A 26,718-nucleotide genomic window follows, 5' to 3' on the forward strand; every position below is an offset into this window, starting at 1 on the left:
ATAAGCGCGGTGCAGCAAGGGTTTGGCGATCATCGTCGCCGACGTTTCGCTCAGTGTCCCGACGAAAGCTTGAGCCCGATGAGCCCGGCGACGATCAGCACGGCGCTCAGGATACGCGCGGCGGACAACGCCTCGCCCATGAACACGATGCCGAAGATGAACGCGCCGACCGCGCCGATGCCCGTCCACACGGCGTAGGCGGTGCCGAGCGGCAGTTGCTTCATCGCCATTGCGAGCAGCACGAAACTGCCGAGCGCGGTGATGACGGTGAACACGGACGGTCCGATCCGCGTAAAGCCTTCGGACGATTTGAGACCGGCGGCCCACGCGACTTCCAGCAGACCGGCGATGAAAAGAAGAATCCACGACATCGGGCGACTCCCTGAAGAATGGGGCCGTCCCCGACGAAACGATGCGCATGCGGTCGTCCGCATGGCCATGAGCGAAAGGCTGAGATTGTACCAAATTGGTGCAGGCGCCGCGTGGCGCGTGCGGCGCCCCGCCGCGCGGCCCGTGGCCGCGTCCACGAAAACCGTGTATTAAGGAGGAAAGCGCCCGATATGGCGTCCTTCGACACATCCGTTGCAAAAGGCTGAACAAAGGAGCGCCCATGGATGTCGATTCGGTCCTGCTCTCCCGCTTCCAGTTCGCGTGGGTCGTCGCGTTCCACATCTTGCTGCCGGCCTTCACGGTCGGCTTGTCGTGCTTCATCGCGACGCTCGAATTCAACTGGTGGATCACGAAGCGCGACGTCTACCGGCGTCTGTCCGCGTTCTGGCTGAAGATTTTCGCGGTGTCGTTCGGGATGGGCGTGGTGTCGGGCATCGTGATGCCGTTTCAGTTCGGCACCAACTGGAGCCGCTTTTCCGACATGACGGCCAACGTCGTCGGCCCGCTGATGGGCTACGAAGTGCTGACGGCGTTCTTTCTCGAATCGGCGTTTCTCGGCGTGCTGCTCTTCGGGCGCAAGCTCGTGCCGCAATGGGCGCATGTGATGTCGGCGATTTTCGTCGCGGCGGGCACCGTGATCTCGTCGTTCTGGATTCTCGCCGTCAATAGCTGGATGCAGACGCCGCAAGGCCATCGGATGCTGCCCGACGGCCGCTTCGAAGTGGTGAGCTTCTTCGACGTGATCTTCACGCCATCCTTTCCGTACCGGCTCGGGCATACGGTGAGCGCGTTTCTCGTGACGGCCGGCTTCGTGATTCTCGGCGTCGGCGCGATGTATCTGCGGCAGCGCCGCGCGCTCGAGGAAAGCCGCGTGATGGTAAAGATGTCGCTGATCTTTCTCATCATCATGGTGCCGGTGCAGATGGTGATCGGCGATGCGCACGGCCTCAACACGCTCAAGCATCAGCCGGCCAAGCTCGCGGCGATGGAAGCGCTGTGGGAATCCGGCACGCGCGTGCCCGCCAATCTCTTTTCGATTCCCGATCAGGACGCGGAGCGCAATCGTTTCGAAATTTCGATACCGGTGCTCGGCAGCATCTACCTCACGCACGATCCGAACGGTTACGTGCGCGGCCTGAAGGACTTTCCGCGCGAGGACCGGCCGCCCGTCGCGGTCGTGTTCTTCGCGTTTCACATCATGGTGGGTATCGCGCTGCTCATGTTCGCGCTCGTGCTCTCGGGCATCGTGCAGTTCGCGCGCGGGCGCATCGAGACGAGCACGCGCTGGCTGCGCGCGGCGACCTGGGCGATGCCGCTCGGCTTCATCGCCGTGGTCGCCGGCTGGACGACGACCGAAGCGGGACGCCAGCCGTGGACCGTCTACGGCATCCTGCGCACGAAGGATTCGGTGACGCCATCGCTGACCGCCGCCGATGTCGGTCTGTCGTGGCTGCTTTACGTGCTCGCTTACGTCGTCATCTTCGGGGCGGGATTGTTCTTGCTGCGGCGGCTGGTGCGCGTCGGGCCCGCCGAAGTCGGTCACGCGCACGAAAAGGACGAACTCGATGCGAAGACGCGCGCGGCGCGACCGCTCTCGGCGGTGACGGCGGGCGCGAACGGCGCGACGCGGCCCGTGAGCGACAACGACATCGTGCCGCCGGGTCGCGGACGCCAATAAGCGACGAGACAGCAACGGAACAAGCGAAAGAGTAAGCAACGAACCGGAGGACGCAATGCTGGATCTCGTGCCGCTGTGGGCCGCCATTCTCGCGCTGGCGGTGTTCATGTACGTGCTGCTCGACGGCTTCGATCTCGGCGTCGGCATGATGTTTCTTCTGCGCCGCGACGCCGAGTCGCGCAATCTGATGATCAACTCCGTCGCGCCGGTCTGGGACTTCAACGAGACCTGGCTGATTCTCGGCGGCGGCGGTCTGTTCGCGGTGTTTCCGCTCGCGTTCGCGATCATCGTGCCCGCCGTCTATTTCCCGATTCTCTTCATGCTGCTCGGCCTGATCTTTCGCGGCGTCGCGTTCGAGTTCCGCGAGGTGATCGGCGCGCGCCGATGGCTCTGGGACGGCGCGTTCGGCTTCGGCTCGCTCGTCGCGACATTCTCGCAGGGCATCGTGCTCGGCATGTTCATTCAGGGCTTCCCGATCGAAGGCCGCGTCTATGCGGGCACGAGTTGGAACTGGGTCGCGCCGTTTCCGCTGCTCGTCGGCGTGGGGCTGATCTTCGGCTATGCACTGCAGGGCACGACGTGGCTCGTCCTCAAGACCGAAGGCGAATTGCAGGCCTGGAGCCGCAAGATGGCGCGTTATGCGCTCATCGGCGTGATCGCGTTCATTCTGCTCATCAGCCTGTGGACGCCGCTCAAGGATGCGCGCATCGCCGCGCGCTGGTTCGGCTTCCCCGACAGCTTCGCGTTCGCGCCGGTGCCCGTCCTGACCGTGCTGCTCGCGTGGACGCTCTGGTCGAGCCTTGCGAAAGACCGCGACGTGCTGCCCTTCGTATGCTCGATCGGCCTCTTCTTTCTCGCGTTCACGGGGCTCGTCATCAGCCTGTGGCCGTTCATCGCGCCGCCATCGGTGACGCTGTGGCAGGCGTCGGCCGCGCCTTTATCGCATCAGTTCCTGCTGATCGGGACGATGTTCCTGCTGCCCGTGCTGATGATCTACGTGCTCTGGTCATATTGGGTGTTTCGCGGCAAGGTGCGCGGCGACATGGGCTATCACGCCGAATAGTCAGAGCTTCTGCTGCGTCGCGAGCGACAGGATGCGCGCCCACTTGTGCGCTTCGCCGCGATCGCGCATGGGCAGCGTCCATTCGCCGTGCTTCGGGTCGCGCACGTCGAGCACGACCTGCCACGCGCCGCGTGCGCCAGCGGGTTGCTGCATGCGCGCGCCGCGCAGGTCCGCGAAGATATAGCTGCCGCGCTCGTCGCCGATACGCACGTCGCACAGACGCTTGCCCGCCGCGATGCGCACGCCGCCCCAATCGCTCGTCAGTTCGTGCGTCCAGTCGCCGTGCCCGCCGCCGTGCAGGTTCGGCGCGATTTCACGGCGGCGCGCGAGCCAGCGCATCACGCCCGCCGCGATGATCGCCAGCACGACGAGCGCCGCGCCCACCGCCACGCCCAGCCCGAAGTGCGCGTGGATGGCATCGAACGACCATATCGCGCCGTAAATCAGCAATCCGAGGACGATCAGTCCAACGACGATGGGCATGGCGCCTCCCGCGCGCTCAGAAGATGAAAGCGGCGCGCGTCACTGCGCCTTGTGCTTCGCGTTCCAGTCGCGCAGCGCCTGCAGCGTGTTGGCGACATGCTGGTCCGGCGAGAGACTCGTGTATTCGTAGATCACACGCCCATCGGGTGCGATCACGTAGGAGACGCGATTGGCCATCGTGCTTTTCATCGGCATGGAGGCGTCGTAGGAGCGGATGATCTTCGAGTCCGCGTCGGCCGCGACCGGGAACTTGCTGCGGCACTCGCTCACCGAAAACTTCTTCAGCGTATCGATGTTGTCGTGCGACACGCCGATGACCGTCGCGCCTTCGGCCTTGTATTGATCGACCGCCTCGGCGAATTCGTGCGCCTCGATCGTGCAGCCCTTCGTGAACGCCGCCGGATAGAAGTACAGGACGACGGGGCCTTTTCTGAGCGCGTCGGCGAGCGAGTAGTCATAGACGTTGCCGCCGAGCGACGCCTGCGCGGTGAAGTCCGGCGCGGCATCGCCGGGCTTGAGCGTCGCGCCCGCCGTGAGCGGCGAAAGCGCCGCCGCCATCGCCAGAACGCCGCCCGCCATCAAGCCGACAATCTTCTTCATGCACGCTCCTTTCGATGTCACTCGTTCATGCAAGAACCGCCGCTACGCGCCGTCCTCGCCCTGATCCATCCGATGCTGCGCGAACCACGCGGCCGCGTCGCACTGCAGCTTCGCCAGCAGCACAGGCGTGAGCGCATGCAGCGCCGGCTGCGTGTGGCGCTTCGCGTCGATGGCGCACGTGTCGCCCTGTTCCGCCGCCCGCGCGATGCCGAGCAGCGCACCGAGCGCGCCTTCGCCCGCGAGGATGGCGGTGCGGATTTCGGCCGCCAGATGGAGCTTATCGAGAATTTCCTCGGGCTGCATGCCGAGCACGACATGCACGAGCGAGAAGATGCCGGTCATGAACGCGGCGTCCGAAAAGGCTTCGTCGGCGGGACGCAATGTCTCGGCCGCGAGTTCCATGAAGCGCGCGCGCGTGCCGACGAGTTGCAGCAGCGGATCCGAGCGCCACGGCAGGCCGCTGCCGTCGGCGTAGAGCAGCAGTTGCGTCCAGCGCATCAACTGGCGCGTGCCGGTCGCCGCGATCGCCTCGCGCAGCGACGACACGCGCCGTCCGCGCGTCTGCGAGCCCGAATTGGCGAGGCGCATCAATTGCACGACGATGTCCGGATTGCGCTTGAGTTCCGCCTCGAGTTCGCCCATGCCGCGCTCGCCGGCGAGCACCGCCATCAGACGCAGCAGCGGGCCGCGCGCGGGACTCGCGCGCCGCGCCGTCAGCACCTGCGGCCGGGCGAAGAAATAGCCCTGGAAGAAATCGAAGCCGAGTTGCCGCGCGTGCATGAAATCGGCGTGCGACTCGATCTTCTCCGCCACGAGCAGCTTGCCGCGCCGTTTCACCGCCGCGGCGAGCCGCGGCAGTTCATCGCGATGGGCCGCGAGAAAATCGATCTTGACGATATCCACCGTCGGCAGCGCGGCGAGCAGCGTATCGTCGAAACGCACGACGTCGTCGAGCGCGAAGCGAAAGCCCGCGTTGCGCAACTGCGCGCAGCGCTTGAACAGCGCTTCGTCGAACGTGATGTTCTCGAGCAGCTCCAGCACGAAGCGCCTCGGCTGCATGATGTGCACGATGTCGTCGAACAAGAGCTCGCGACTCATGTTCACGTAGCCCGGATGCGGGCCGAGCACCGCCGGCACGCCCATCTCCCCGATCGTGCGCGCGACGACATGCGCGGTCGCCTGCACGTCGTCGTGAATGCGCGCGCGATTGTCCGGGCCGTCGCGAAAGAGCAGTTCGTAGGCGACGAGCGCGCCGTCGCCATCGAGGATCGGCTGACGCCCGACATAGACGCTCTGCCCGCGCCTCGCAGACGCGGCGCGCTTCACGAACGAATCGGGCATGACGCGGGCCGGTCGAAAGCGTTGCGCCGTGTGGCGTGGTCTTGGGGCCGGCTCGACGATCCTGGCGAAGGCGCAGGCCGGCAGCTTGGTGATTTCGATCATGGGGTCGAACGGGTCGAACGGATTCGGGTGATCAACGACGCGCAGCGCAGGCCTGACATGGATCGGCACGGCCATGGAAACCGTTCCCATCGGGAAACGCGCACTGTAACCCAATCACCTGACGATATAAATATGAAACGTAATATCGACATTTCCTGGACAGACTGAAGCCTTTCTCGTGCGTCCGCGCTGGCGCGCCCGGTTAAAGAAATCGCCCGTCGGGCCGATAACTCGCCTGATAGAGCGTGCCGCGCCCACTACGTCTGATGGCGGCACGTCCCGGCCGGAACCCGCGCGACGCGGTGTTCCGCGCGGCGCCTCCTGCCGTCGAAGGCAGACGGCGCCGCCAGAAACCAACGAGACCATGCAAGCGAACCGGATCAACGTCTCCCGCCGCGCACCATGGCGCATCGCGATCGATGCGCTACGTCGTGCATGGCGAAGCGCCGCGCGCGAGCGGCACGACAGCGCGCCTGATTCATCGGCGTCATCGCCGTCATCGGCAGCCTCGGCGACTTCGGTGTCGGCCGAAGCGGCCATGCACGCGGCCACCGCGACCGCCCTGCTCTCCGCGCCCGAAGCGATGCTCGGCGCGGTCGATTTCCTCGCGCAGCTCGACGACGCACTGCGCTTCGAGTATGTGTCGGATGCGAGCATCGAATTCATCGGCTATCACCGCGACTATCTGAGCATGCTCACGCTGCACGATCTCGTCGCGTCCGAAGAGGCCGACGAGCTGCATGCGCTCATCGCGCGGGCGCGTGCGAGCGGCAAGCTCGAATCGGCGACGCTGACGGTCGTGAAGTCGCTCACCTATCCGATCTGCGTGGAGCTACGGCTCGTGTCGACGGCCGCGCGCGGCACGCCCGGCTTCGCGCTGGCCGCCTTCGACGTGACGCACTGGCGCGAACGCGAAGCCGCGCTCGTGCACACGCTCAATCACGATGCGCTCACCGGCCTCGACAACCTCGTCTCCCTGAAGGCCGCGATCAGCGCGGCACAGGACGAGGCCGAGCTCACGCGCACGTTCGCGGGCCTCGTGCTGCTCGATATCGACGATTATCAGCGCATCAACCGCGCGCTCGGTTACGACGCCGGCGACGAGCTTCTACGCGAAACCGCGCGCCGCATCCAGCATACGGCGGGACACGGCGAGCGCGTCGCGCGCGTGGCCGGCGACGAGTTCGCCGTGCTGCTGCCCGCCGGCACCACGGCCGAACTCGCCGAAAGCCTCGGGCGGCGCCTGCTTACCGCGATCGCGCAGCCGTACCGGCATCGCGGACAGCACACGCACTTGTCGGCGAGCGTGGGCGTCGCGCTGTATCCGGAGCAGGCGGGCAAGACCGCACGCAGCGGCGAGCAGACGAGTCTTTTGCGCATGGCCGATCACGCGCTCGTGCAGGCGAAGGAATCGGGCGGCAACACGCTCGTCTTCCACACGCTCGACGACAACCCCGCCGACGCCGAACGTCTCAAGCTCGAAGCGGACCTGTACGAAGCCGTGCGCAACGGCGAGTTCTCGCTCTACTTCCAGCCGATCACGAAGATCCGCACGGGCGCGGTCGTCGGCGTCGAGGCGCTGATGCGCTGGAATCATCCGGTGCACGGGCTCGTGCCGCCGTCCACGTTCATTCCGCTCGCGGAATCGATCGGCCTCATCAACTATCTGGGCAACTGGGTGCTGAAGGCCGCGTGCATGCAGCTCATGCAGTGGGACGCGATCGGCATCCGGCTCGATTACATGGCCGTGAACGTGTCGCCGCAGCAGTTCCGCGACAAACGGTTCACGGCGGCGGTGAAGGAAGCGCTCGCGCTCACCGGCATCGACGCGCGGCGCCTCGTGTTCGAGATCACCGAAAGCCTTCTGATGCACGATCCCGAGGAAGCGACGCGCCTGCTCGAAGCGCTGACGTCGATCGGCATCCGCTTCGCCGTCGACGATTTCGGCACCGGCTATTCGAGCCTCGCCTATTTGCAGCGATTTCCGCTCTCGAAGCTCAAGATCGACCGCAGCTTTGTCGAGAACCTGATTACGTCCCGAAACAATCGCGCGATCGTGAGCGCCGTGGTCGGGCTGGCGCAATCGCTCGGGCTCGAGCTCGTGGCCGAAGGCGTCGAAACCGAGGCGCAGCGGGATCTGCTCGCGGACCTCGGATGCGATCATATTCAGGGCTGGCTCATCAGCCACGCATTGCCGTCGGACGAGCTGGCGCGCTCGTTCCAGTCGAACTCGCTCGTATTGCACGAGACGATATGAGCACGCAAGGGTTCGTGTTTTAATCGAAGGACGCGCCGTAACTCCCTAATAACGTGTACATTTCGTTGTTGGGTGCTGGATTGCAGGACCGCCTCGGTTTAGCCGTCGCGTAACGAACGGGTTCTTATTTTTTGCAATGGCACGCACCAAGGCCGAACTATTGGACAAGTTGTGGTCGCGCATGAGCGAGCGCGGGGACTTCCCCATGCTCTCTCAGGCGCTGCGCTCGACTGTGTCCGCAATGAGCGTTAACGACCTCGACTTCACGTCCCTCGTGCATGTCGTGCTGTCGGACGTCGGCCTCACGCAGAAGGTGCTGCGCCTCGCCAATTCGGCGATGTACATCGCGTTCGGCGGCAACATCACGACCGTCACGCGCGCGTTGATGGTGCTCGGCATGGACGCGGTCGGGCATCTGGTCGTCGGGCTGAAGCTCGTCGATCACTTTCATCAAAGCGCGCCGCGCCGTATCGACGCGAAGCTCGAACTGAACCGCACCCTGCTCTCGGGCGCGGTCGCGCGGCAGCTCACCGAACACAAGGATCTGCGCTCGGCCGAGGAAGCCGTCGTCTGCACGCTGATGCGGCAGATCGGCAAGCTGCTCGTCGCGTTCTATCTGGAGCACGAGTGGGATCAGCTGCGCCGCAAGGCCGCGTCGGAGAACATTCCCGACAGCGCCGCATGCGCCGCGCTGCTCGGCGTCACGTTCGACGAGATCGGCCTCGAAGCGGCGGATCGCTGGCGTCTGCCCGAGACGATCCGCGAAGGCATGCGCGCGACCGATCCGAACGCGCCCGTCGATGAAACCGTGCCGAAGCACGTGCGCTGGCTGCGCGCCATCTCGAACTATTCGACCGAAGTCGCCGACGCGCTCACCGCGCAGAACATGGCCGTCGAAGGCCGCGAATCGGCGCTCTTCGAAATCGCCAGCCGCTACAGCGACCCGCTCAAGACCGACGCCGAAACGCTCACGTCGATGAGTCTCGCGCTCGCGAACGAACAAGCGAGCGACGGCGTCATCCGCGAGATATCGGAGTTGCAGGCGAACGCCGACGCCATGGCGCGCGCTAACGTGTCGGCGGAGGCGCGCATCGGCGCGAGCGTCGCGGACTTGCGCTCGTTGCCGTCGAAGAACGCGCTTGCGCCGGCGCTCGCGCTCGCCTCGGAATCCATACTCGGCAGCCTGCATCTGTCGCGCACGGTCGTGTTCGTGCGTCAGGCCAACAATGAGTTCCACGCGCGTCTTGGCCTCGGCGCGGGTGTCGAGCCGATGCTGCAGCAATTGCGCTTCTCGGCGGAATTTCGCCCCGACGTGTTTCATCTCGCGATCAGCAATCCGGTCGGCATCTTCATCGAGAACGCGCACGACGCGCGCATCGACGCACGCCTGCCGCGCTGGTACAAGGAGACGCTCGGCGAGGCGCAGGCTTTCGTGCTGCTGCCGGTGAAATCGGACGATACGACCGTCGCGCTGATCTACGGCGACTGGACCGCCGGGCACCATGTGCGCAAGATCTCGGCGCCCGAGATGAGCGCACTGAACGAGCTCACGAAGGAGCTGAGCCGTTTTTTCTTTAGCGCGAACTGGAAGGAAGTCGAGCTGATCTGATCGGCTTCCTTCTTGCGCGCAAACCTCGCTTATCTCGCTTATCTCGTTGTTTCCCGCTTCAGAATCGCCACGGCCTGCTCGCCGTATCGCACGATATAGCCGCCGTGCGCGCGCTGCCATTCACGCGCGTCCGATTCGTTCGCAAACCAGTTCTTTTCGAAGTCGTTGAACGCGCCCGCGTCGAGCCGGTAACGGTCGATCGCCGCGCCCGGTTGTGTGTCGATGTCGGCCTTGCATGCGTCCCAGTCGGCATAACCGAGTTCGGCCGCGAGCATCGCGAGAAGATGCTTCAGTTGCAGATCGTCGCGGATCGCGTGCAGATCGGCGAGACGCTCCGCGCGCGTGACCTTCGCCGCAAGCGCGCGACGCAGGACGGGCATGGACGCGCTCGCATCGCCGTCGCGGGCGTGACGAAGCAGACGCCGCGCGTGTTCGCGCAGGTAATCGCTATTGGAAACGGAAGAAGAGATTGGACAGGATGTAGACCACATGACGTTGTTCCCTTGTTGCGCCGTTCTCGCTGCGGCTATAAAGGTTCGACGTTGCGGTGCGATCCGTAGTTGATGTACTGCACGCCAGGTGCGTAAGACTTTCGCGAGACCGGGCGCCCTGCCGCGCCCGTCCGCGATTCTATCCTCAAGCTTTGCGTCAAGCCAACTGGAATTTTCCGACGAGCGACTTCAACGCGCGCGCCTGATCGTCGAGCGATTGCGCGGCGGCGGCCGCCTGTTCGACGAGCGCGGCGTTCTGCTGCGTGTTGGCGTCCATCTTCGTGACGGCATCGCCGATCGACTCGATGCCCGTCTTCTGCTCCGCCGACGCCGCCGAAATCTCGCCCATGATGTCGGTGACGCGGCGCACGGCCTTCACGACCTCTTCCATCGTCGCGCCCGCTTCCTGCGCGTAGGTCGAGCCGTCCGATACGCGCGACACCGACGTATCGATGAGTCCCTTGATCTCCTTCGCCGCCGACGACGAACGCTGCGCGAGACTGCGCACTTCGCCCGCGACGACCGCGAAGCCGCGCCCCTGCTCGCCCGCGCGCGCCGCTTCGACGGCCGCGTTCAGCGCAAGAATGTTCGTCTGAAACGCGATGCCTTCGATCACGCCGATGATGTCGCCGATGCTCTTCGCGCTCGCATCGATGCGCTGCATCGTCTCGACGACGCGGCCCACCACCGCGCCGCCCTTCTCCGCGATCTGCGACGCGTTCGCTGCGAGCGTGCTCGCCTGCTTCGCGTTGTCGGCGTTCTGGCGGACCGTCGACGTGAGCTGCTCCATGCTGGCCGCCGTCTTTTCCAGCGCGACGGCCTGCTCTTCGGTGCGGCGCGACAGATCGACGTTGCCCGTCGAAATTTCGCTCGATGCCGATGCGATCGCCTCCGCGCTCGCCGCGATATCGCCGACGGTCGACGACAGGCCCGCCTGCATTTCCGACAACGCATGCAGCATCGATGCATCGTCGCGTCGCTTGAGCCTGACCGGATATGCGAGATCGCCCGACGCGATGCGCCGCGCGATGTCCTTCGCATAGGCGGGCTCGCCGCCGAGCTGGCCGGCCAGACGCCGCACGACCCATTCGGAGACGACGATCGCGAGCGCGAACAACGCGAGCGTCAACACCGACACCATCACGAACGATGAATGGAAGATGAACGCCGCCGATTCGCTCGTGGCCTTGGCTGCCGCACCGCGTCGTGCGACGAGATCGTCGACCATCTTTTCGAGCTTGCCCGTCTCGACGAGCAGCGATACGTCCTGCGTGCCGACCTGCCAGTTCATCTGCGAGAGGTCGAGCGGCTGCTCCTTCACGAGCTTCACGAACGTGCGCAGGTTCTCGCTCCACTTCGCGAGCGCGGCGGAGAAGCGCTTTTGCTGCGCGAGCGCATCCTGGTCGGCGTGATCGATGTACTGCGCGAGTTGCGCCTGCTCACGGCCGATATCCGCGAGCGACTGCTCGATCTGCGTGCCGAGCTCGTCGCGCTCTTTGGCGGTGCTGGCGGTGAGCAGCATCTTCTGCGAGCGGCTCGCGCGCAACAGATAACCGCGTGTTTCCTCGGCCGCGCGGCTCGCAACGTAGCCCTGCGTGTAGATGGTTTCGGTCGCGCCGTTCAGACGGCTGATCTGCGTGAGCGAAATTGCGCCGATGACGAGCGTGCCCGCGAGCACGAGCCCGAACGCCAGTCTCAACGATGCCTTGACGGACAGCGCGCGCTTTGGTTCGGCGCGCGCCACGATGCTCGCGTCTCGTGCGCCGCGTAGCGAAAACAGTTTCATCGATCGATCCCCGAATTGATCTGTGGACTGGCCGTTTTGCGGCGTGTCCTGGTCTGGTCCCCGCCGTGTGTACGGCAGATTTGCCGGCTTTCTTGAGCCTTTTCTTGAGCCCTTTTGTTGGGGCTTTCGTTGCAGGCGAACATGCGTTCGCCCGGCGTCGCCTCTTATAACCAGCCAAAATTCGATGCGTAAGACAAATCGACGATCTGACGGACCACGATCCTGTCCGATTCGCGACAAAGCTTGGCAGGACAACGCGACGACGACAGCCTAAACTTTCAGAAATTCAGTCTGCGCATAAATGCCGCACTGAAAAAATAACTTCCGAGACGTTTTCTTCGCTTTCATTTGCCATCCACTATGCAAACGAGCATCGACAAGGGCGCGCTGTCGCCTTCCGGCGCATCGGCCGGCGCTTCCCCCGCCAATTCCCCGAGTCCCGCGAGCACGGGCGCGCAACGCACCGTCTATTCCGTTCTGGGCGCGATCAGCTTTTCGCACCTTTTGAACGACATGATCCAGTCGCTGATATTGGCGATCTATCCGATGTTCAAGAGCGAGTTCGCGCTTTCGTTCGGGCAGATCGGTTTGATCACGCTCGTGTATCAGGTGACGGCATCGCTGTTGCAGCCGCTCGTCGGCCTGTACACCGACAAGCATCCGAAACCTTATTCGCTTCCCGTCGGCATGGGCTTCACGCTGTCGGGTCTTCTGCTGATGTCGATCGCGGGCAACTTCGGCACGCTGCTCTTCGCGGCGGCGCTGGTCGGCTGCGGATCGTCGGTGTTTCATCCGGAGTCGTCGCGGGTTGCGCGCATGGCTTCGGGCGGCAAGCACGGACTCGCGCAGTCGCTGTTTCAGGTGGGCGGTAACGCGGGCTCGTCGTTAGGGCCGTTGCTCGCCGCGCTGATCGTCATTCCGCATGGGCAGAAGAGCATCGCGTGGTTCTCGGCGGCGGCGCTCGTCGCGATGTTCGTGCTGGCGAACATCGGCCGCTGGTACAAACGTCATCCGGCGACGAAAAAAGGCCGCGCGCAAGCCGTGCACGCGACGCTGCCGCGCAACAAGGTCCTCATGGCGATGAGCGTGCTCGTGCTGCTCGTGTTCTCGAAGTACTTCTATCTCGCGAGCATCACGAGTTACTTCACGTTCTATCTGATCAGCAAGTTCGGCATTTCGGTGCAGGCGGCGCAGATTCATCTGTTCGTGTTCCTCGCGGCGGTGGCGGCGGGCACGATCGTCGGCGGTCCGATCGGCGACAAGGTCGGACGCAAGGCGGTGATCTGGGTATCGATACTCGGCGTCGCGCCGTTCACGCTGTTGATGCCTTATGCGAATCTGTTCTGGACGAGCGTGTTGTCGGTGATCATCGGGCTCGTGCTGGCGTCGGCGTTCTCGGCGATCCTCGTTTATGCGCAGGAACTGATTCCGGGCAAGGTCGGGATGGTCGCGGGCTTGTTCTTCGGCTTCGCGTTCGGGATGGGCGGTGTGGGCGCGGCGGTGCTCGGGCATCTCGCGGACGCGACGAGCATCGATTACGTGTACAAGGTGTGCGCGTTCTTGCCGCTGCTCGGGGTGTTGACGGTGCTGTTGCCGAAGACGGAAACGCACGCGAAGGCTTGACGACGCTCGACGCTCGAGGCCTGAAGAGGCGCGCGGCTCTCCACGAGAACCGCGCGCCTTTTCAATTGCCCAGCGCCTCCCTCACTTGCATCAACGCGCCCGGATCCTCGATCGTCGGCAATTCCCCTGGATCGCGTCCTTCCGCGAGCGCCGCAATCGCTCGACGCAAGAGCTTGCCCGAGCGCGTCTTCGGCAGCATCGTCACGAAATGCACGCTCGCCGGACGCGCGATCGCACCGAGTTGCGAATCCACCGCGTGACACAACTCCGCTTCCATGCCTTCGCGCGCGCCCGGCGCGTTGATGCGATCCGCGTCGCGCAGCACGACGAACGCGGCCGCCGCCTGTCCCTTCACGGAATCGGCGATGCCGACGACCGCGACTTCCGCGACAGCCGGATGCGCCGACAACGCCTCCTCGATCTCGCGCGTGCCCAGCCGATGCCCCGCGACATTGATGACGTCATCGGTGCGGCCGAGAATCGACACATAGCCGTCCTCGTCCTGCACGCCCCAGTCGAAGGTCGAGTAGACCATCTGGTTTGGCACGCTTCGCCAGTACGTGTCGATGAAACGCTGATCGTCGCGCCATACGGTCTGCATGCAGCCCGGCGGCAGCGGATACGCCAGCGTGACGACGCCCTTCTCGCCCGGCGCGCACACATCGCCGGTGGCTTCGTTGCGCAGCGCGAGATTGAAGCCCATCGACGGCACGCCCGGCGAACCGAGCTTCGACGGCAATTCCTCGATGCCGCGCGGAATCGCGATCATCGGCCAGCCGGTTTCCGTCTGCCAGTAATTGTCGATGACGGGCTTCTTCAGCGCGCTCTGAATCCATTGCGCGGTCGGCTCGTCGAGCGGCTCGCCCGCAAGAAACAACGTGCGCAGGCTCGACAGGTCGTATTTCTCCATCAGCGCCGGGTCCTGCTTCTTCAGCACGCGGATCGCGGTCGGCGCGGTGAACATCAGGTTGATCTTGTATTGCTGAACGAGCCGCCACCAGACGCCGCCATCGGGACGGATCGGCGTGCCTTCGTACATGACGGTCGTGAGGCCCGCGATCAACGGCGCATAGATGATGTAGCTATGCCCGACGACCCAGCCGATGTCCGATGCCGTGAACATCGTGTCGCCCGGCGCGCCCTGGAAGATGTGTTCCATCGATGCGGCGAGCGCCACCGCGTAACCGCCGACATCGCGCTGCACGCCCTTCGGCCTGCCAGTGGTGCCGGACGTATAAAGCACGTACGAAGGCTCGTTCGATTCGAGCCATTCGCACGGCACGTGGGCATCGAAAAATTGCTCGCGCAGCGGTTCGTACGCGACGAGATAGCTCGCCTGCAGGCGCTCGGGCGCAAGCTGCCGGTCGATCAGCAGCACTTGCGGCACCTTGTACTCGGCGCGCGAGAGCGCTTCGTCGACGAGCGGCGTGTAGTCGATCACCTTGCCCGCGCGCGCGCCCGCATCGGCGGTGACGATGAGCGCAGGTTCGGCATCGTCGATGCGCGCCGCGAGATTCGGCGCCGCGAAGCCGCCGAACACGACCGAATGGATCGCGCCGATGCGCGCGCACGCGAGCATCGCGAAGAGCGCTTCGGGAATCATCGGCAGATAGACGAGCACGCGATCGCCCTTCTTCACGTGCAGCGAGCGCATGACGGCGGCCATGCGGTTCACTTCCGCGTGCAGTTCGGCGTAGGTGTAGCGGCGCTCGATGCCCGTTTCCGTCGATACATAGACGAGCGCATCCTGTTGCGCGCGCGAGGCGAGATGCCGGTCGACCGCGTTATGGCACAGATTGGTCTTGCCGCCGACGAACCAGCGCGCGAACGGCGGCTTGCTCGCGTCGAGCACCTGCTCGAACGGCGTCTGCCAGTGAATGCGACGGGCCTGTTCGGCCCAGAACGCTTCGGGCTCGTCGATCGACCGTCGATACGCTTCCTGGTAAGTCGGCATGCGCGTCCTCTGCAAAGCGGCGTTGGCTGACCCCTCAGAATAGAGCAGCCTGCCAAGCCGTGCTAGACAGGGCGCGCCCTGATCGGTCCGATCGCTTAGCGCGCCTGTGTGCGCGCGGCGGCGCGGCTTTCGGATGCGGTGTGCTTGAGCAGCACCGGCGCAAGCTCGCCCGCGACCCGCATGCTCGACACGACGACCGTGCGCACGCCGCTGCCGTCGGTCACCGCGCGCAGCGTTTCGCGCGTGGCCGCGCGCGCTTCGATGCGCGGCTCGATCACGATCACGCCACGGCAATACGCGGCGAGCGTCGCGCGGTGCGTGCGCATCCACGCGGCGCGCAGACGAGCGTCGTCGGCGGTTTCGCTTTCGTCGTGTGCGGCCACCAGCACGAAAGGCGTCGCGAGCGACACGAGGCGGCGCATCTGCGCGCACCACGCGAACGCGTAGCCGGCTGTCACCGCCCGCGAACGCAGGCGCACGAGCGGAAACCGGCTCGCGTCGAAGAAACGTTCGTCGAGTTCCATGGATTTCGGGGCAAGGTCGGCGGCGTTCACAGCGGTTTCGGGCTCCAGTAATTAAACGCGGCAACGAGCGACGGCCAGCGGGAACGCCGTGGCACCACGCGCTTTTTCGGTTGCGTCGCGCGCGGCGGGCGAGGCGCTTCGGCCGGGGATGGCGCCGTCGCATCGCGCCATGCTTCGCGGGTCGTTTCGAGGACTTTCGCGGCGTTCGCCGCTCCGGGCTGCCGGGCCGATGAAATCGCTGGTCATGTCGTCGGGCCTCCTGTTCGCGCCTCACATCGTCGAGCCATTGTATTGAGAATCATTCTCAACTACAAGCAGGATTTTCGACGATGACCGAAGCGGCTCAGCGCGTCGTGCGGAGAAAGCGCGACAAGATCCCCGATGAGTAGGTCGCGGCGATCGACGTCAGGAATTCCGTGAACGACAGCGGCGCGGCGGCGTCCGCCGTATCGGAGATGGTCCGCACGACGGCGCACGGCACGCCATGCTCGTAGCAGACCTGCGCGATGGCCGCGCCTTCCATTTCGACGGCGAGCGCGTCCGGCAAGGCATCGCGCAGGCCGAAGAGCGCGTCGTGACTCGCGATGAAGCGATCGCCGCTCACGATCAGCCCGCGATGCACGCGCGGCCCGGCGACGGCGAAGCGCTCCGCGAGCGCGCCGCCCGCTTCGGCGATGAACGCATCGGCGGCGGCGGCGAGCGCATCGGAAAGCGTGCGGTCGGCGTCGAAACGCGCGCGGTCGAGCAGCGGCACTTCGTAGCGCGGAAAGAGCGGCGACGCGTCGAGATCGTGCTGCAGCAACGCATCCGCGACGACGACATCGCCCACTTGCACGTCCGCGCGCACGCCGCCCGCGACGCCGGTGAAGACGATCGCATCGGCCTCGAACACGTGGATGAGCGCGCTCGCCGTCGCGGCCGCCGCCACTTTGCCAATGCGCGCGAGCGTCACGACGACGGGCAGACCATGCGCATCGCCAACGTAATACTCGCGCTGGCCGAGCGTCACCGTCCGCACGTCGCCCGCCGAGCGCATCTGCGCGATGAGATCGCCCAGTTCCTGCGGCAGCGCCGCCATGATGCCGAGCCGCTTCATGTTCACTCGACGGCTTGCAGCTTCGCGACCGCCAGCGCGAGCCACTTCTCGCCGTGGCGCTTGAAGCGCACTTGCGCGCGCGCGTCGCCGCCGGAGCCTTCGAGCGCCGTCACGGTGCCTTCGCCGAATTTCGTGTGGAACACGGCCTGGCCGACCTTGAAACCCGATTCCGCGGCACGCTGCTCGTTCGCGAACGACGGCAGCGCCGCGCTCGCGCCCTGATCGCGCGCGTAGCCGGAAGAACCGCCGCGCTCCTGTCCGGGACGCGCGAACCAGTCGCGGCCCCAGCCGGCGTTATCCGCGCGTCCGCCCCAGCGCGCGCCCGCCTCCATCTTCGGCGTGAGCCACTTGAGCGAGCCTTCGGGCAATTCGTCGAAGAAACGCGAGCGGATGTTGTAGCGCGTCTGGCCATGCAGCATGCGGCTCTGCGCGAACGAAATGTAGAGCCGCTCCTTTGCGCGCGTGATCGCCACGTACATCAGACGCCGCTCTTCCTCCAGCCCGTCGGATTCCTGCGCGCTGTTCTCGTGCGGGAAAAGCCCTTCTTCCAGGCCGGTGATGAACACCGCCGTGAATTCGAGACCCTTCGCCGCGTGCACGGTCATCAGTTGCACGGCGTCCTGGCCGGCCTGCGCCTGGTTGTCGCCGGCTTCGAGCGATGCATGCGACAGGAACCCGGCGAGCGGCGTCATCGTGTCGGGATTCTGTGCGGGATCGGCAATGCCCGGCGCGTCGAGCACTTCTATCTCGCCGTCCTCGCTGACAATTTCCGGCGATGCCGTCGCGCCCGGACGCAGCGGAATGGAGCGCGCGGGCGTATCGAGACCGTAACCTTCTTCGCTGACGAACGCGGCCGCCGCATTCACGAGTTCCTGCAAGTTTTCCAGCCGGTCCTGCCCTTCGCGCTCGCCTTCGTAGAACGTGGCGAGACCGCTCGCGCGCACGACGTATTCGACCGTTTCCGGCAGACTCATCTGCTGCGTTTCCGCGCGCATCTTCGCGATGAGCGTCGCGAATGCGCCGAGGCTCGATCCGGCCTTGCCGGTGACGTACGGCACGGCGGCGGCCATCGAACAGTTGTAGAGACGCGCCGCATCGGCAAGTTGCTCGATGGAGCGCGCACCGATGCCGCGCGTCGGGAAATTGACGACGCGCGCGAACGCGGTGTCGTCGTTCGGGTTGTCGATGAGACGCAGATACGCGAGCGCATGCTTCACTTCCTGGCGCTCGAAGAAGCGCAGGCCGCCATACACGCGATACGGAATGCCCGCATTCACGAGCGTATGTTCGATGGTCCGCGACTGCGCGTTGCTGCGGTAAAGCACCGCGACCTCGCCGCGCGACACGCCCGTATTGATGAGCGCCTTGATTTCCTCGACGATCCAGCCCGCTTCCTGCGAATCCGTCGCGGCTTCGTAGACGCGCACCGGCTCGCCGTGGCCCGCGTCGGTGCGCAGATTCTTGCCGAGCCGGTTCGCGTTATTGGCGATCAGGAAGTTCGCCGTATCGAGAATATGGCCGTGCGAGCGATAGTTCTGCTCCAGCTTGATGAGATTGCGCACGCGGAATTCGCGCTCGAAATCGTGCATGTTGCCGACGTTCGCGCCGCGAAACGCGTAGATAGACTGGTCGTCGTCGCCGACCGCGAAGATCGCGTTGTGCTCGCCCGCGAGCAGCTTGAGCCACGCGTACTGCAGCTTGTTCGTGTCCTGAAACTCGTCGACGAGAATGTTGCGAAAGCGCGCCTGATAATGCGCGCGCAACTGCGGATTGTGCGCGAGCAGTTCATAACAGCGCAGCAGCAGTTCGGGAAAATCGACGACGCCTTCGCGCTGGCATTGCTGATCGTAGGCTTCGTAGAGTTCGACGAACTTGCGATTGAACGCGTCGGTGGCATCGACGTCTTTCGGACGCAGGCCCTGCTCCTTCGCGTTGTTGATGAAGTACTGAAGATTCTTCGCCGGATACTTCTCGTCGTCGACGTTCAGGCCCTTCATCAGCCGCTTGATGGCGGAAAGCTGGTCGGCCGTGTCGAGAATCTGGAAGCTCTGCGGCAGGCCGGCGTCGCGGTAATGCGCGCGCAGCATGCGGTTGCACAAGCCGTGAAACGTGCCGATCCACATGCCGCGCGTATCGATGGGCAACAGCGCGGAGAGGCGCGCCATCATCTCGCGCGCGGCCTTGTTCGTGAAGGTGACGGCGAGCACGGTCGGCGGCGACGCGTAGCCCTGCTGGATCAGCCACGCGATGCGCGTGATGAGCACGCGCGTCTTGCCGCTGCCGGCGCCCGCGAGAATGAGCGCGGGCTCGTCCGGGAGCGTGACGGCGGCGAGTTGTTCGGGATTCAGATTCGCGAGCAGGTCGGGCATGGGAAAGTGCGGCGGCAGAAAAGCGGGCCAGAGAAAACTCGGGCGGCGGGCCGACCATTATAAGACCGCGCCGATGGAGCCGCCGGCCGGGACAAGGCGCGCGCCCGCGGGCCGAATTCGTCCGACTGTCCGCGCGCAACCTTATAATTGGGGATTCCCCCGCATTTTTTCACGCATTTTTCGGCAGATTCCACAATGAGCGACAACACGCTTGCGAAGAGCTTCGAGCCTCAAAACATCGAGTCCCAATGGGGCCCGGAATGGGAAAAGCGCGGGTACGCCGCCCCCACGTTCAAAGAGGGCGCGAAGAATTTCTCCATTCAGTTGCCGCCGCCGAACGTCACCGGCACGCTGCACATGGGACACGCGTTCAACCAGACCATCATGGATGGCTTGACGCGCTATCACCGCATGCTCGGCGAAAACACGCTGTGGGTGCCGGGCACGGATCACGCGGGCATCGCAACGCAGATCGTCGTCGAACGTCAGCTCGACGCGCAAGGCATCTCGCGCCATGACCTCGGCCGCGAAGAATTCCTGAAGCGCGTCTGGGCGTGGAAGGAGCAATCCGGCTCGACCATCACGAATCAGGTGCGGCGCCTCGGCGCATCGATCGACTGGTCGCGGGAATATTTCACGATGGACGACAAGATGTCGGCCGCGGTGCGCGATGTCTTCGTCACGCTGTACAAGCAGGGGCTGATCTATCGCGGCAAGCGGCTCGTCAACTGGGACCCGGTGCTCGGCACGGCGGTTTCCGATCTCGAAGTCGTGAGCGAAGAAGAGAACGGCAACCTGTGGCACATCAACTATCCGCTGCCGGACGGCTCGGGTCATCTGACGGTCGCGACGACGCGCCCCGAAACCATGCTCGGCGATACCGCCGTGATGGTGCATCCGGACGACGAGCGTTATCAGCATCTGATCGGCAAGACGGTGACGCTGCCGCTTTCGGATCGCGAGATTCCGATCATCGCCGATGATTACGTCGATCGCGAATTCGGCACCGGCGTCGTGAAGGTTACGCCCGCGCACGATTTCAACGACTACGCCGTCGGCCAGCGCCACAAGCTGCCGATGATCGAAATCCTCACGCTCGACGCGAAGATCAACGGCAACGCGCCCGAGAAATATCGCGGCATGGATCGCTTCGACGCGCGCAAGGAAGTCGTGAAAGATCTCGAAGCGCTCGGCCTGCTCGAATCCGTCAAGCCGCACAAGCTGATGGTGCCGCGCGGCGACCGCACCAACGTCGTCATCGAGCCGATGCTGACGGACCAGTGGTTCGTCGCGATGAGCAAGCCGGCACCCGAAGGCACGTTCAATCCGGGCAAGTCGATCACGGAAACGTCGCTCGATGTCGTGCGCAACGGCCAGATCAAGTTCGTGCCCGAGAACTGGACGACCACGTACTATCAGTGGCTCGAAAACATCCAGGACTGGTGCATCTCGCGCCAGTTGTGGTGGGGCCATCAGATTCCCGCGTGGTACGGCGAGAATGGCGAGATCTTCGTCGCGAAGACGGAAGAAGAAGCCCGCGCCGACGCGACCGCGCAAGGCTACACGGGCGCACTGAAGCGCGACGACGACGTGCTCGACACGTGGTTTTCGTCCGCGCTCGTGCCGTTCTCGTCGCTCGGCTGGCCGAACGAGACCAGGGAGCTGAAGGCGTTCCTGCCGTCGTCGGTGCTCGTGACGGGCTTCGACATCATCTTCTTCTGGGTCGCCAGAATGGTGATGATGACCACGCATTTCACCGGCAAGGTGCCATTCGACACCGTCTATGTGCATGGCCTCGTGCGCGATGCCGAAGGCCAGAAGATGTCGAAGAGCAAGGGCAATACGCTCGATCCGATCGATATCGTCGATGGCATCGACCTCGAATCGCTCGTCGCCAAGCGCACGACGGGTCTCATGAATCCGAAGGCCGCTGCGCAGATCGAGAAGAAGACGCGCAAGGAATTCCCCGAAGGCATTCCGTCGTTCGGCACGGACGCGCTGCGCTTCACGATGGCGTCGATGGCCACGCTCGGCCGCAACGTCAACTTCGATCTCGCGCGCTGCGAGGGTTATCGCAACTTCTGCAACAAGCTCTGGAACGCCACGCGTTTCGTGCTGATGAACTGCGAAGGCCACGATTGCGGTTTCGCGAATCCCGGCGCGTGCAAGCCGGGCGATTGCGGTCCGGGCGGCTACACCGACTACTCGCACGCGGATCGCTGGATCGTGTCACTGCTTCAGCGCGTCGAAGCGGACGTCGAGAAAGGCTTCGCGGATTATCGTTTCGACAACGTCGCGAGCGCGATCTACAAGTTCGTGTGGGACGAGTACTGCGACTGGTATCTGGAGCTCGCGAAGGTGCAGATCCAGACCGGCACGCCCGAGCAGCAGCGCGCCACGCGCCGCACGCTGCTGCGCGTGCTCGAAACCGTGCTGCGCCTCGCGCATCCGATCATCCCGTTCATCACCGAAGCGTTATGGCAGAAGGTCGCGCCGTTGACCGACGCGTATCCGCAAGGCGCGAAGGAAGGCGATGTGTCGATCATGACGCAGGCTTATCCGCGCGCCGAGCAGAAAAAAATCGATGAATCGTCGGAACAGTGGGCTGCCGAACTGAAGAGTGTCATCGATGCATGTCGTAATCTACGTGGCGAAATGAATCTGTCGCCCGCGGTGAAAGTGCCGTTGCTCGCGCACGGCGACGCGGCGCGTCTCTCCGCGTTCGCACCGTATATCGCCGCCCTCGCGCGTCTTTCCGAAGTAAAGATCATCGACGACGAAGCCGCTCTCGACAGCGAAGCCCACGGCGCGCCGGTCGCGATCGTCGGCACGAGCAAGCTCGTGCTGAAGGTCGAGATCGATGTCGCCGCGGAACGCGAGCGGCTGACCAAGGAAGTGGACCGTCTGAATGCCGAGATCGTCAAATGTAACGCGAAGCTCGGGAATGAAAGCTTTGTTGCAAAAGCCCCGGCTGCTGTCGTTGAACAGGAGCGCAAAAGGCTGGCAGAATACGGAACCACTATCGAGAAGCTCCAGGCGCAATTATTGCGTCTGCCTGCTTGAATTGGGGATTCGAATCATTTATCGATCCGCTCCGGTTGTCTCGACGTTTCATTGATTTAAGAGGATCAGGGTCATCACATGCTAAAAGTTACCAAAGCGGTCTTTCCCGTTGCCGGTCTGGGTACGCGGTTCCTTCCCGCGACCAAGGCCAGCCCGAAGGAAATGCTGCCAGTCGTGGACAAGCCGCTGATTCAATATGCGGTCGAAGAAGCGATGGCTGCCGGCATCACCGAAATGATCTTCGTGACCGGCCGCAGCAAGCGCGCCATCGAAGATCACTTCGACAAGTCCTACGAGATCGAAGCGGAACTCGAGGCACGCGGCAAGGACAAGCTGCTCGAACTCGTGCGCAGCATCAAGCCGAGCCATGTCGACTGTTTCTACGTGCGTCAGGCCGAAGCGCTCGGTCTTGGCCACGCGGTGCTGTGCGCCGAGAAGCTCGTCGGCGACAATCCCTTCGCCGTGATCCTCGCGGACGACTTGCTGTACGGCAAGCCGCCCGTCATGTCGCAGATGATCGATGTGTTCGATCACTATCACAGCTCGGTGATCGGCGTCGAAGAGATTCCGCCGGAGGATTCGAAGTCCTACGGCATCATCGACGGCAAGGAATGGGAAGACAACATCTTCAAGCTGTCGGGCATCGTCGAGAAGCCGGAGCCGGCAGTGGCGCCGTCGAACCTCGGCGTGGTCGGCCGTTACGTGCTGAAGCCGCGCATTTTCGATCACATCCGCGCGCTGAAGCCGGGCGCGGGCGGCGAACTGCAACTGACGGACGCGATTCAATCGTTGCTGTCGGATGAACAAGTGCTCGCGTACAAGTACCAGGGCACGCGTTTCGACTGCGGCAGCAAGCTCGGCTATCTGAAGGCGACGGTCGAATTCGCGCTGCGTCATCCGGAAGTGAAGAAGGACTTCGAGGAATATCTGCGCAATCGCGCGCCGATTCTCGAAGACTGAATTCACGGCCGCATCGGCTGAAAAAAATGCCCGTCACCTGCGTGACGGGCATTTTGCTTTTAGGCGCTCAGAACAGCTTCAACGCCGGCGCATGAGGAAGATGAACGTCTTGTCCTGCGACGTCGATTCGACGATCTCATTGCCGGTCTGCTTCGCGAAGGCCGCGAAATCGCGCTGCGATCCGGGGTCGGTCGCGAGCACTTTCAGAATCTGACCGCTCGTCATGTCGGCGAGCGCCTTCTTGGCCCGCAGAATCGGCAACGGGCAGTTGAGCCCGCGCGCGTCGACTTCCTTGTGAACTTCCATCGCGATTGAACCTTTGTTGGCGTAGGTTCGATTTTAGCGCAGAGGTCACAATTCCACCGCCCCGCCCTCCTCATAAGCCCGCCGCATCGCGATCCCGATCCGCGTCGCTTCCCTCGCGTCGTCGAGCGTGAGTCCCGTCGGCTTGCCATCGCGCAGCAACGCCACGAACGCCTGCGCCTCGCGCAGGAACGCATCCTCGAAACGCTCGAAGAACGTCGGCGTACACGCGTTGCGCATGCCGTGCACATCGGCGATTTCGACGCGGTTCGCACGCGGATTGCGTCCCACCGCGAGCGCGCCCGCCGTGCCGATCACCTCCGTCTGCGTGTCGTGCCCGTGCGCCATCGTGCGCGATGCGTACAGCACCGCGAGCCGCCCATCCTCGAACTCGATCGTGCCGACGCCATTGTCGATGTCGTTGCACGCGCGCAAGCCATCGTGAATCGCGATCGTCCCGCTCGCATACACGCGTTTCGCGCGCGGGTTGCCGAGCAGCCAGCGCGCGAGATCGATGTCGTGCACGCTGCAATCGAGAAAAAGCCCGCCCGATGTCGGCGCGAATCGCACGAAGAAGCCATCGGGATCGTTCTTGTCGCAGGTCTGCGAGCGCACCATGAACGGCCGGCCGATCGCGCCGTTCGCGACGCTGTCGAACGCATCGCGATAGCTCGCATCGAAGCGCCGCACGAAGCCGATCATCACGTGCAGATGCGGATGACGCGCGTGCTCGTCGATGACCGCGTCGCACTCGGCGAGATCGAGCGACAGCGGCTTCTCGCAGAACACGTGCTTGCCCGCGCGCAATGCGGCGATGATCTGGCTCGCGTGCAGCGACGTCGGCGTGACGAGCCACACGGCGTCGATCGAAGCATCGGTGAGGAGTTCGTCGTAATCGGCGTAAAGCGACAACGCGGGAAGATTCGACGACGCCCACTCGCGTTCCTCGGCAACCGGACTGCACGCCGCGACGAGTTGCGCGCCCGGCACGCGCCACGCGAGATTCTCCGCATGCCGCCGCCCGAGCCGACCCAATCCGGCGATACCGAAGCGCACCGCGCTCATGCGACGTTCTCCCCGAGCTTGACGATGCGCTTCTCGCGCCACGACAGCGTCGCGGCTTCGGCGAGTTCGAGCGCCTTCAGGCCATCGGCGACGGTCGTGCGCACCGGCTTGCCGTTATTGACCGCATCGAAAAAATGCGCGATTTCCGCCGCATACGCCGCGCGATAGCGTTCGAGAAAGAACGCCTCGGGCTTGTCGCTCGATACCGCGCTCGCCGAGTACGCGGTGACTTCGGTCGGGCGCACGTTGCCCGCCTGCAGCATGCCCGCACTGCCGAGCAGTTCGAAGCGCTGATCGTAGCCGTACGCCGCGCGCCGCGCCGTGTTGATCTGGCACAGGCGCCCGCGCTTCGTGCGGATCGTGACCGCGGTCGAGTCGATATCGCCTGCCTCTTCGATGGCCGGATCGGAAAGACAACTGCCGGTCGCGTGCAGCGTGTCGGCTTCGTCGTCGAGAATCCAGCGGAAGATGTCGAAGTCGTGGATCAGCATGTCCTTGAAGATGCCGCCCGAATGCTTGATGTACTCCACCGGCGGCGCGCCGGGATCGCGGCTCGTCACGATCAGCATTTCCGGGTCGCCGATCTCGCCCGCATCGACGCGCGCCTTCAACGCGGAGAACGTCGGATCGAAGCGCCGCTGAAAGCCGATCATGCAGACGACGCCCGCGCGCTCCACGGCATCGGCGCACGCGCGCGCCCGCTCGATCGTGAGATCGACGGGCTTTTCGCAGAACACGTGCTTTTTCTGCGCCGCCGACGCCACAATCAGGTCCGCATGCGTGTCCGTGCTCGAACACACGACGGTCACGCCGACGGACGCATCGCCCATCGCGCCATCGACATCGGCGACTTGCGCGCCGTGCAAATCCGCCAGCGCGCGCGCCGCATCGCGGTTCACATCGACGACGTATTTCAAACGCACGCCCGGCTGCCGCGCAAGATTGGCCGCGTGGATCTTGCCGATGCGCCCCGCTCCGAACACCGCCACATCAATCGTCATAGCCACCTGTCTCCTTGGATTCCTCAACGTTCAACTCGAGCCGGTACGCGAGCGCGATGAACAACGCCTGGCACAGGCAAATGGTGCTCGTGAGCGAGCGGAACGCGAACGCGCTGCCCTCCTTCACGAACAGACTCGCGCTCGCATGTCGCGCGAGCGGCGAAAGCTGGCTATCGGTGATGACGAGGGTCTTCGCGCCGTGATGCTGCGCGGCGCGCACGCAGTATTGCGTCTCCTTGCCGTAGGGCGCGAAGCTGATCGCGACCACCACGTCGCCCTTCTTCACGCTGCGGACTTGCTCGCGGAACATGCCGCCGAAGCCCGAAATCAGATGCACGCGCTTCTTCGTGTGCTGCAATGCATAGACGATGTAGCTCGCGACCGCGAACGACCGGCGCACGCCGATCACGTAGATGTTCTCCGCCTGCGACAGCATCTCGACGGCGGCTTCGAACTGCGCGTCGTCGAGCCCGGCTTCGAGTTCGTCGAGACCCGTGCGGCTCGCGGCGATGAACTCGCGCGCGACCGACACGCCCGACGCCTCGCCCGCCTTCTCGTCGATGAGCTTGCGTATGCGCTGCTGATATGTCTGCTGCGAGCCGCCCGCGCCCGTATATGCCTGCCGGAAGACTGCCTGCAAATCCGAGAAGCCGGAGAAGCCGAAACGCTGCGCGAACCGCACGACCGCGGACGCATGCACGCCGCAGGCATTGGCGATATCGCTCGTGCGATCCATCATCACGCTCGGGCGATGCTGCTCGATATACGAAGCGACGCTCTTCAACTGGCGCGGCAGCGAATCGTACGCATCGGTGATCCGCTGCATCAGTTCGTCGACGCTTTGCACGTCGGTGCTGGTTTCATCCATCACAGGCTCTTTCGATGTTCATCGTGCAACCGATTATAGGAAGCCGGCAAGCAAATTGGAATGTATTTTCCATTTGCCGAACCGATAAAATT

The 26,718-nt window shown here is 64.3% G+C and carries 21 protein-coding genes; 7 read left to right on the forward strand and 14 right to left on the reverse strand.

Translation table 11 applies throughout. From position 1 onward, the window contains the following. Positions 1–50: 50 nt before the first annotated feature. The gene (gene sugE, locus AWB77_RS20035) at positions 51–371 is read right to left on the reverse strand and encodes a quaternary ammonium compound efflux SMR transporter SugE (RefSeq protein ID WP_061136197.1); all 321 of its coding nucleotides are present in this window, start codon (positions 369–371) and stop codon (positions 51–53) included. A gap of 239 nt (positions 372–610) precedes the next feature. On the opposite strand from sugE, the gene AWB77_RS20040 reads away from it, so the two are divergent. Both AWB77_RS20040 and cydB read left to right on the forward strand, forming a co-directional pair. Next, positions 611–2,068 carry a cytochrome ubiquinol oxidase subunit I gene (locus AWB77_RS20040; protein WP_061136198.1) on the forward strand — a complete coding sequence of 486 codons (1,458 nt, stop codon included), beginning with the start codon at positions 611–613 and terminating at the stop codon, positions 2,066–2,068. 55 nt (positions 2,069–2,123) lie between these two features. Continuing rightward, complete coding sequence (gene cydB / locus AWB77_RS20045) at positions 2,124–3,131, forward strand: cytochrome d ubiquinol oxidase subunit II (RefSeq protein ID WP_061136199.1); 1,008 nt, start codon at positions 2,124–2,126, stop codon at positions 3,129–3,131. Here the strand turns inward: cydB and AWB77_RS20050 are convergent, their stop codons facing one another. Genes AWB77_RS20050 through AWB77_RS20060 form a run of 3 tightly spaced genes read right to left on the reverse strand, consistent with a single transcriptional unit; the run spans position 3,132 to position 5,555 of the window. Further along, positions 3,132–3,614: a hypothetical protein gene (locus AWB77_RS20050; RefSeq protein WP_061136200.1), complete on the reverse strand. Its 483-nt coding sequence runs from the start codon at positions 3,612–3,614 to the stop codon at positions 3,132–3,134. Positions 3,615–3,653: 39 nt separating this feature from the next. Then, on the reverse strand, positions 3,654–4,214 hold the full coding sequence (locus AWB77_RS20055) for a peroxiredoxin (protein WP_061136201.1): 561 nt from the start codon (positions 4,212–4,214) through the stop codon (positions 3,654–3,656). Between the two features lie 42 nt (positions 4,215–4,256). Next, positions 4,257–5,555, reverse strand: a complete 1,299-nt coding sequence (locus tag AWB77_RS20060; RefSeq protein WP_061136202.1) for an EAL and HDOD domain-containing protein — start codon at positions 5,553–5,555, stop codon at positions 4,257–4,259. A 466-nt stretch (positions 5,556–6,021) separates the two neighbouring features. On the opposite strand from AWB77_RS20060, the gene AWB77_RS20065 reads away from it, so the two are divergent. Both AWB77_RS20065 and AWB77_RS20070 read left to right on the forward strand, forming a co-directional pair. Beyond that, positions 6,022–7,914, forward strand: coding sequence for a putative bifunctional diguanylate cyclase/phosphodiesterase (locus tag AWB77_RS20065; protein WP_061136203.1), 1,893 nt, complete (start codon positions 6,022–6,024; stop codon positions 7,912–7,914). 136 nt (positions 7,915–8,050) lie between these two features. Then, positions 8,051–9,523 (forward strand): HDOD domain-containing protein, encoded by a 1,473-nt coding sequence (locus AWB77_RS20070; RefSeq protein WP_061136204.1) that lies wholly within the window; start codon positions 8,051–8,053, stop codon positions 9,521–9,523. A gap of 38 nt (positions 9,524–9,561) precedes the next feature. Here the strand turns inward: AWB77_RS20070 and AWB77_RS20075 are convergent, their stop codons facing one another. Next, positions 9,562–10,014 (reverse strand): hypothetical protein, encoded by a 453-nt coding sequence (locus AWB77_RS20075; RefSeq protein ID WP_061136205.1) that lies wholly within the window; start codon positions 10,012–10,014, stop codon positions 9,562–9,564. Positions 10,015–10,171: 157 nt separating this feature from the next. Further along, entirely contained in the window at positions 10,172–11,800 is a 1,629-nt protein-coding gene (locus AWB77_RS20080; RefSeq protein ID WP_082852696.1) for a methyl-accepting chemotaxis protein, read from the reverse strand. 360 nt (positions 11,801–12,160) lie between these two features. Between AWB77_RS20080 and AWB77_RS20085 the strand changes: the two genes are divergently transcribed. After that, entirely contained in the window at positions 12,161–13,423 is a 1,263-nt protein-coding gene (locus AWB77_RS20085; RefSeq protein WP_061136206.1) for an MFS transporter, read from the forward strand. Between the two features lie 61 nt (positions 13,424–13,484). Here the strand turns inward: AWB77_RS20085 and AWB77_RS20090 are convergent, their stop codons facing one another. The 4 genes from AWB77_RS20090 to AWB77_RS20105 all read right to left on the reverse strand — a co-directional run bounded on the left by AWB77_RS20090 (position 13,485) and on the right by AWB77_RS20105 (position 19,366). Continuing rightward, positions 13,485–15,377, reverse strand: coding sequence for a propionate--CoA ligase (locus AWB77_RS20090; RefSeq protein WP_061136207.1), 1,893 nt, complete (start codon positions 15,375–15,377; stop codon positions 13,485–13,487). 95 nt (positions 15,378–15,472) lie between these two features. Further along, positions 15,473–15,901: a hypothetical protein gene (locus AWB77_RS20095; protein WP_244158583.1), complete on the reverse strand. Its 429-nt coding sequence runs from the start codon at positions 15,899–15,901 to the stop codon at positions 15,473–15,475. Between the two features lie 343 nt (positions 15,902–16,244). Next, positions 16,245–16,997 (reverse strand): 5'-methylthioadenosine/adenosylhomocysteine nucleosidase, encoded by a 753-nt coding sequence (locus tag AWB77_RS20100; RefSeq protein WP_061136209.1) that lies wholly within the window; start codon positions 16,995–16,997, stop codon positions 16,245–16,247. A 2-nt stretch (positions 16,998–16,999) separates the two neighbouring features. Continuing rightward, entirely contained in the window at positions 17,000–19,366 is a 2,367-nt protein-coding gene (locus AWB77_RS20105) for a UvrD-helicase domain-containing protein (RefSeq protein ID WP_061136210.1), read from the reverse strand. Between the two features lie 195 nt (positions 19,367–19,561). On the opposite strand from AWB77_RS20105, the gene AWB77_RS20110 reads away from it, so the two are divergent. Next, positions 19,562–22,429 (forward strand): valine--tRNA ligase, encoded by a 2,868-nt coding sequence (locus tag AWB77_RS20110; protein WP_061136211.1) that lies wholly within the window; start codon positions 19,562–19,564, stop codon positions 22,427–22,429. A gap of 78 nt (positions 22,430–22,507) precedes the next feature. After that, on the forward strand, positions 22,508–23,389 hold the full coding sequence (gene galU / locus AWB77_RS20115; protein ID WP_061136212.1) for a UTP--glucose-1-phosphate uridylyltransferase GalU: 882 nt from the start codon (positions 22,508–22,510) through the stop codon (positions 23,387–23,389). A 78-nt stretch (positions 23,390–23,467) separates the two neighbouring features. Here galU and AWB77_RS20120 read toward each other — a convergent pair whose 3' ends face one another. Genes AWB77_RS20120 through AWB77_RS20135 form a run of 4 tightly spaced genes read right to left on the reverse strand, consistent with a single transcriptional unit; the run spans position 23,468 to position 26,626 of the window. Beyond that, a complete protein-coding gene (locus tag AWB77_RS20120) occupies positions 23,468–23,695 on the reverse strand; it encodes a sulfurtransferase TusA family protein (protein WP_035509205.1) in 228 nt (75 codons plus the stop codon). Positions 23,696–23,740: 45 nt separating this feature from the next. Next, positions 23,741–24,757 carry a Gfo/Idh/MocA family oxidoreductase gene (locus AWB77_RS20125; protein ID WP_061136213.1) on the reverse strand — a complete coding sequence of 339 codons (1,017 nt, stop codon included), beginning with the start codon at positions 24,755–24,757 and terminating at the stop codon, positions 23,741–23,743. After that, entirely contained in the window at positions 24,754–25,758 is a 1,005-nt protein-coding gene (iolG, locus tag AWB77_RS20130) for an inositol 2-dehydrogenase (RefSeq protein ID WP_061136214.1), read from the reverse strand. Before iolG ends, AWB77_RS20125 begins: the two co-directional genes overlap by 4 nt. Then, the gene (locus AWB77_RS20135; protein WP_061136215.1) at positions 25,748–26,626 is read right to left on the reverse strand and encodes a MurR/RpiR family transcriptional regulator; all 879 of its coding nucleotides are present in this window, start codon (positions 26,624–26,626) and stop codon (positions 25,748–25,750) included. The genes iolG and AWB77_RS20135 overlap by 11 nt, the downstream gene beginning before the upstream one ends. Positions 26,627–26,718: the final 92 nt, after the last annotated feature.

Origin of the sequence: Caballeronia fortuita, from assembly GCF_001544835.2 — a bacterium.
In the GTDB taxonomy this organism is placed as follows: Bacteria; Pseudomonadota; Gammaproteobacteria; order Burkholderiales; family Burkholderiaceae; genus Caballeronia; species Caballeronia fortuita.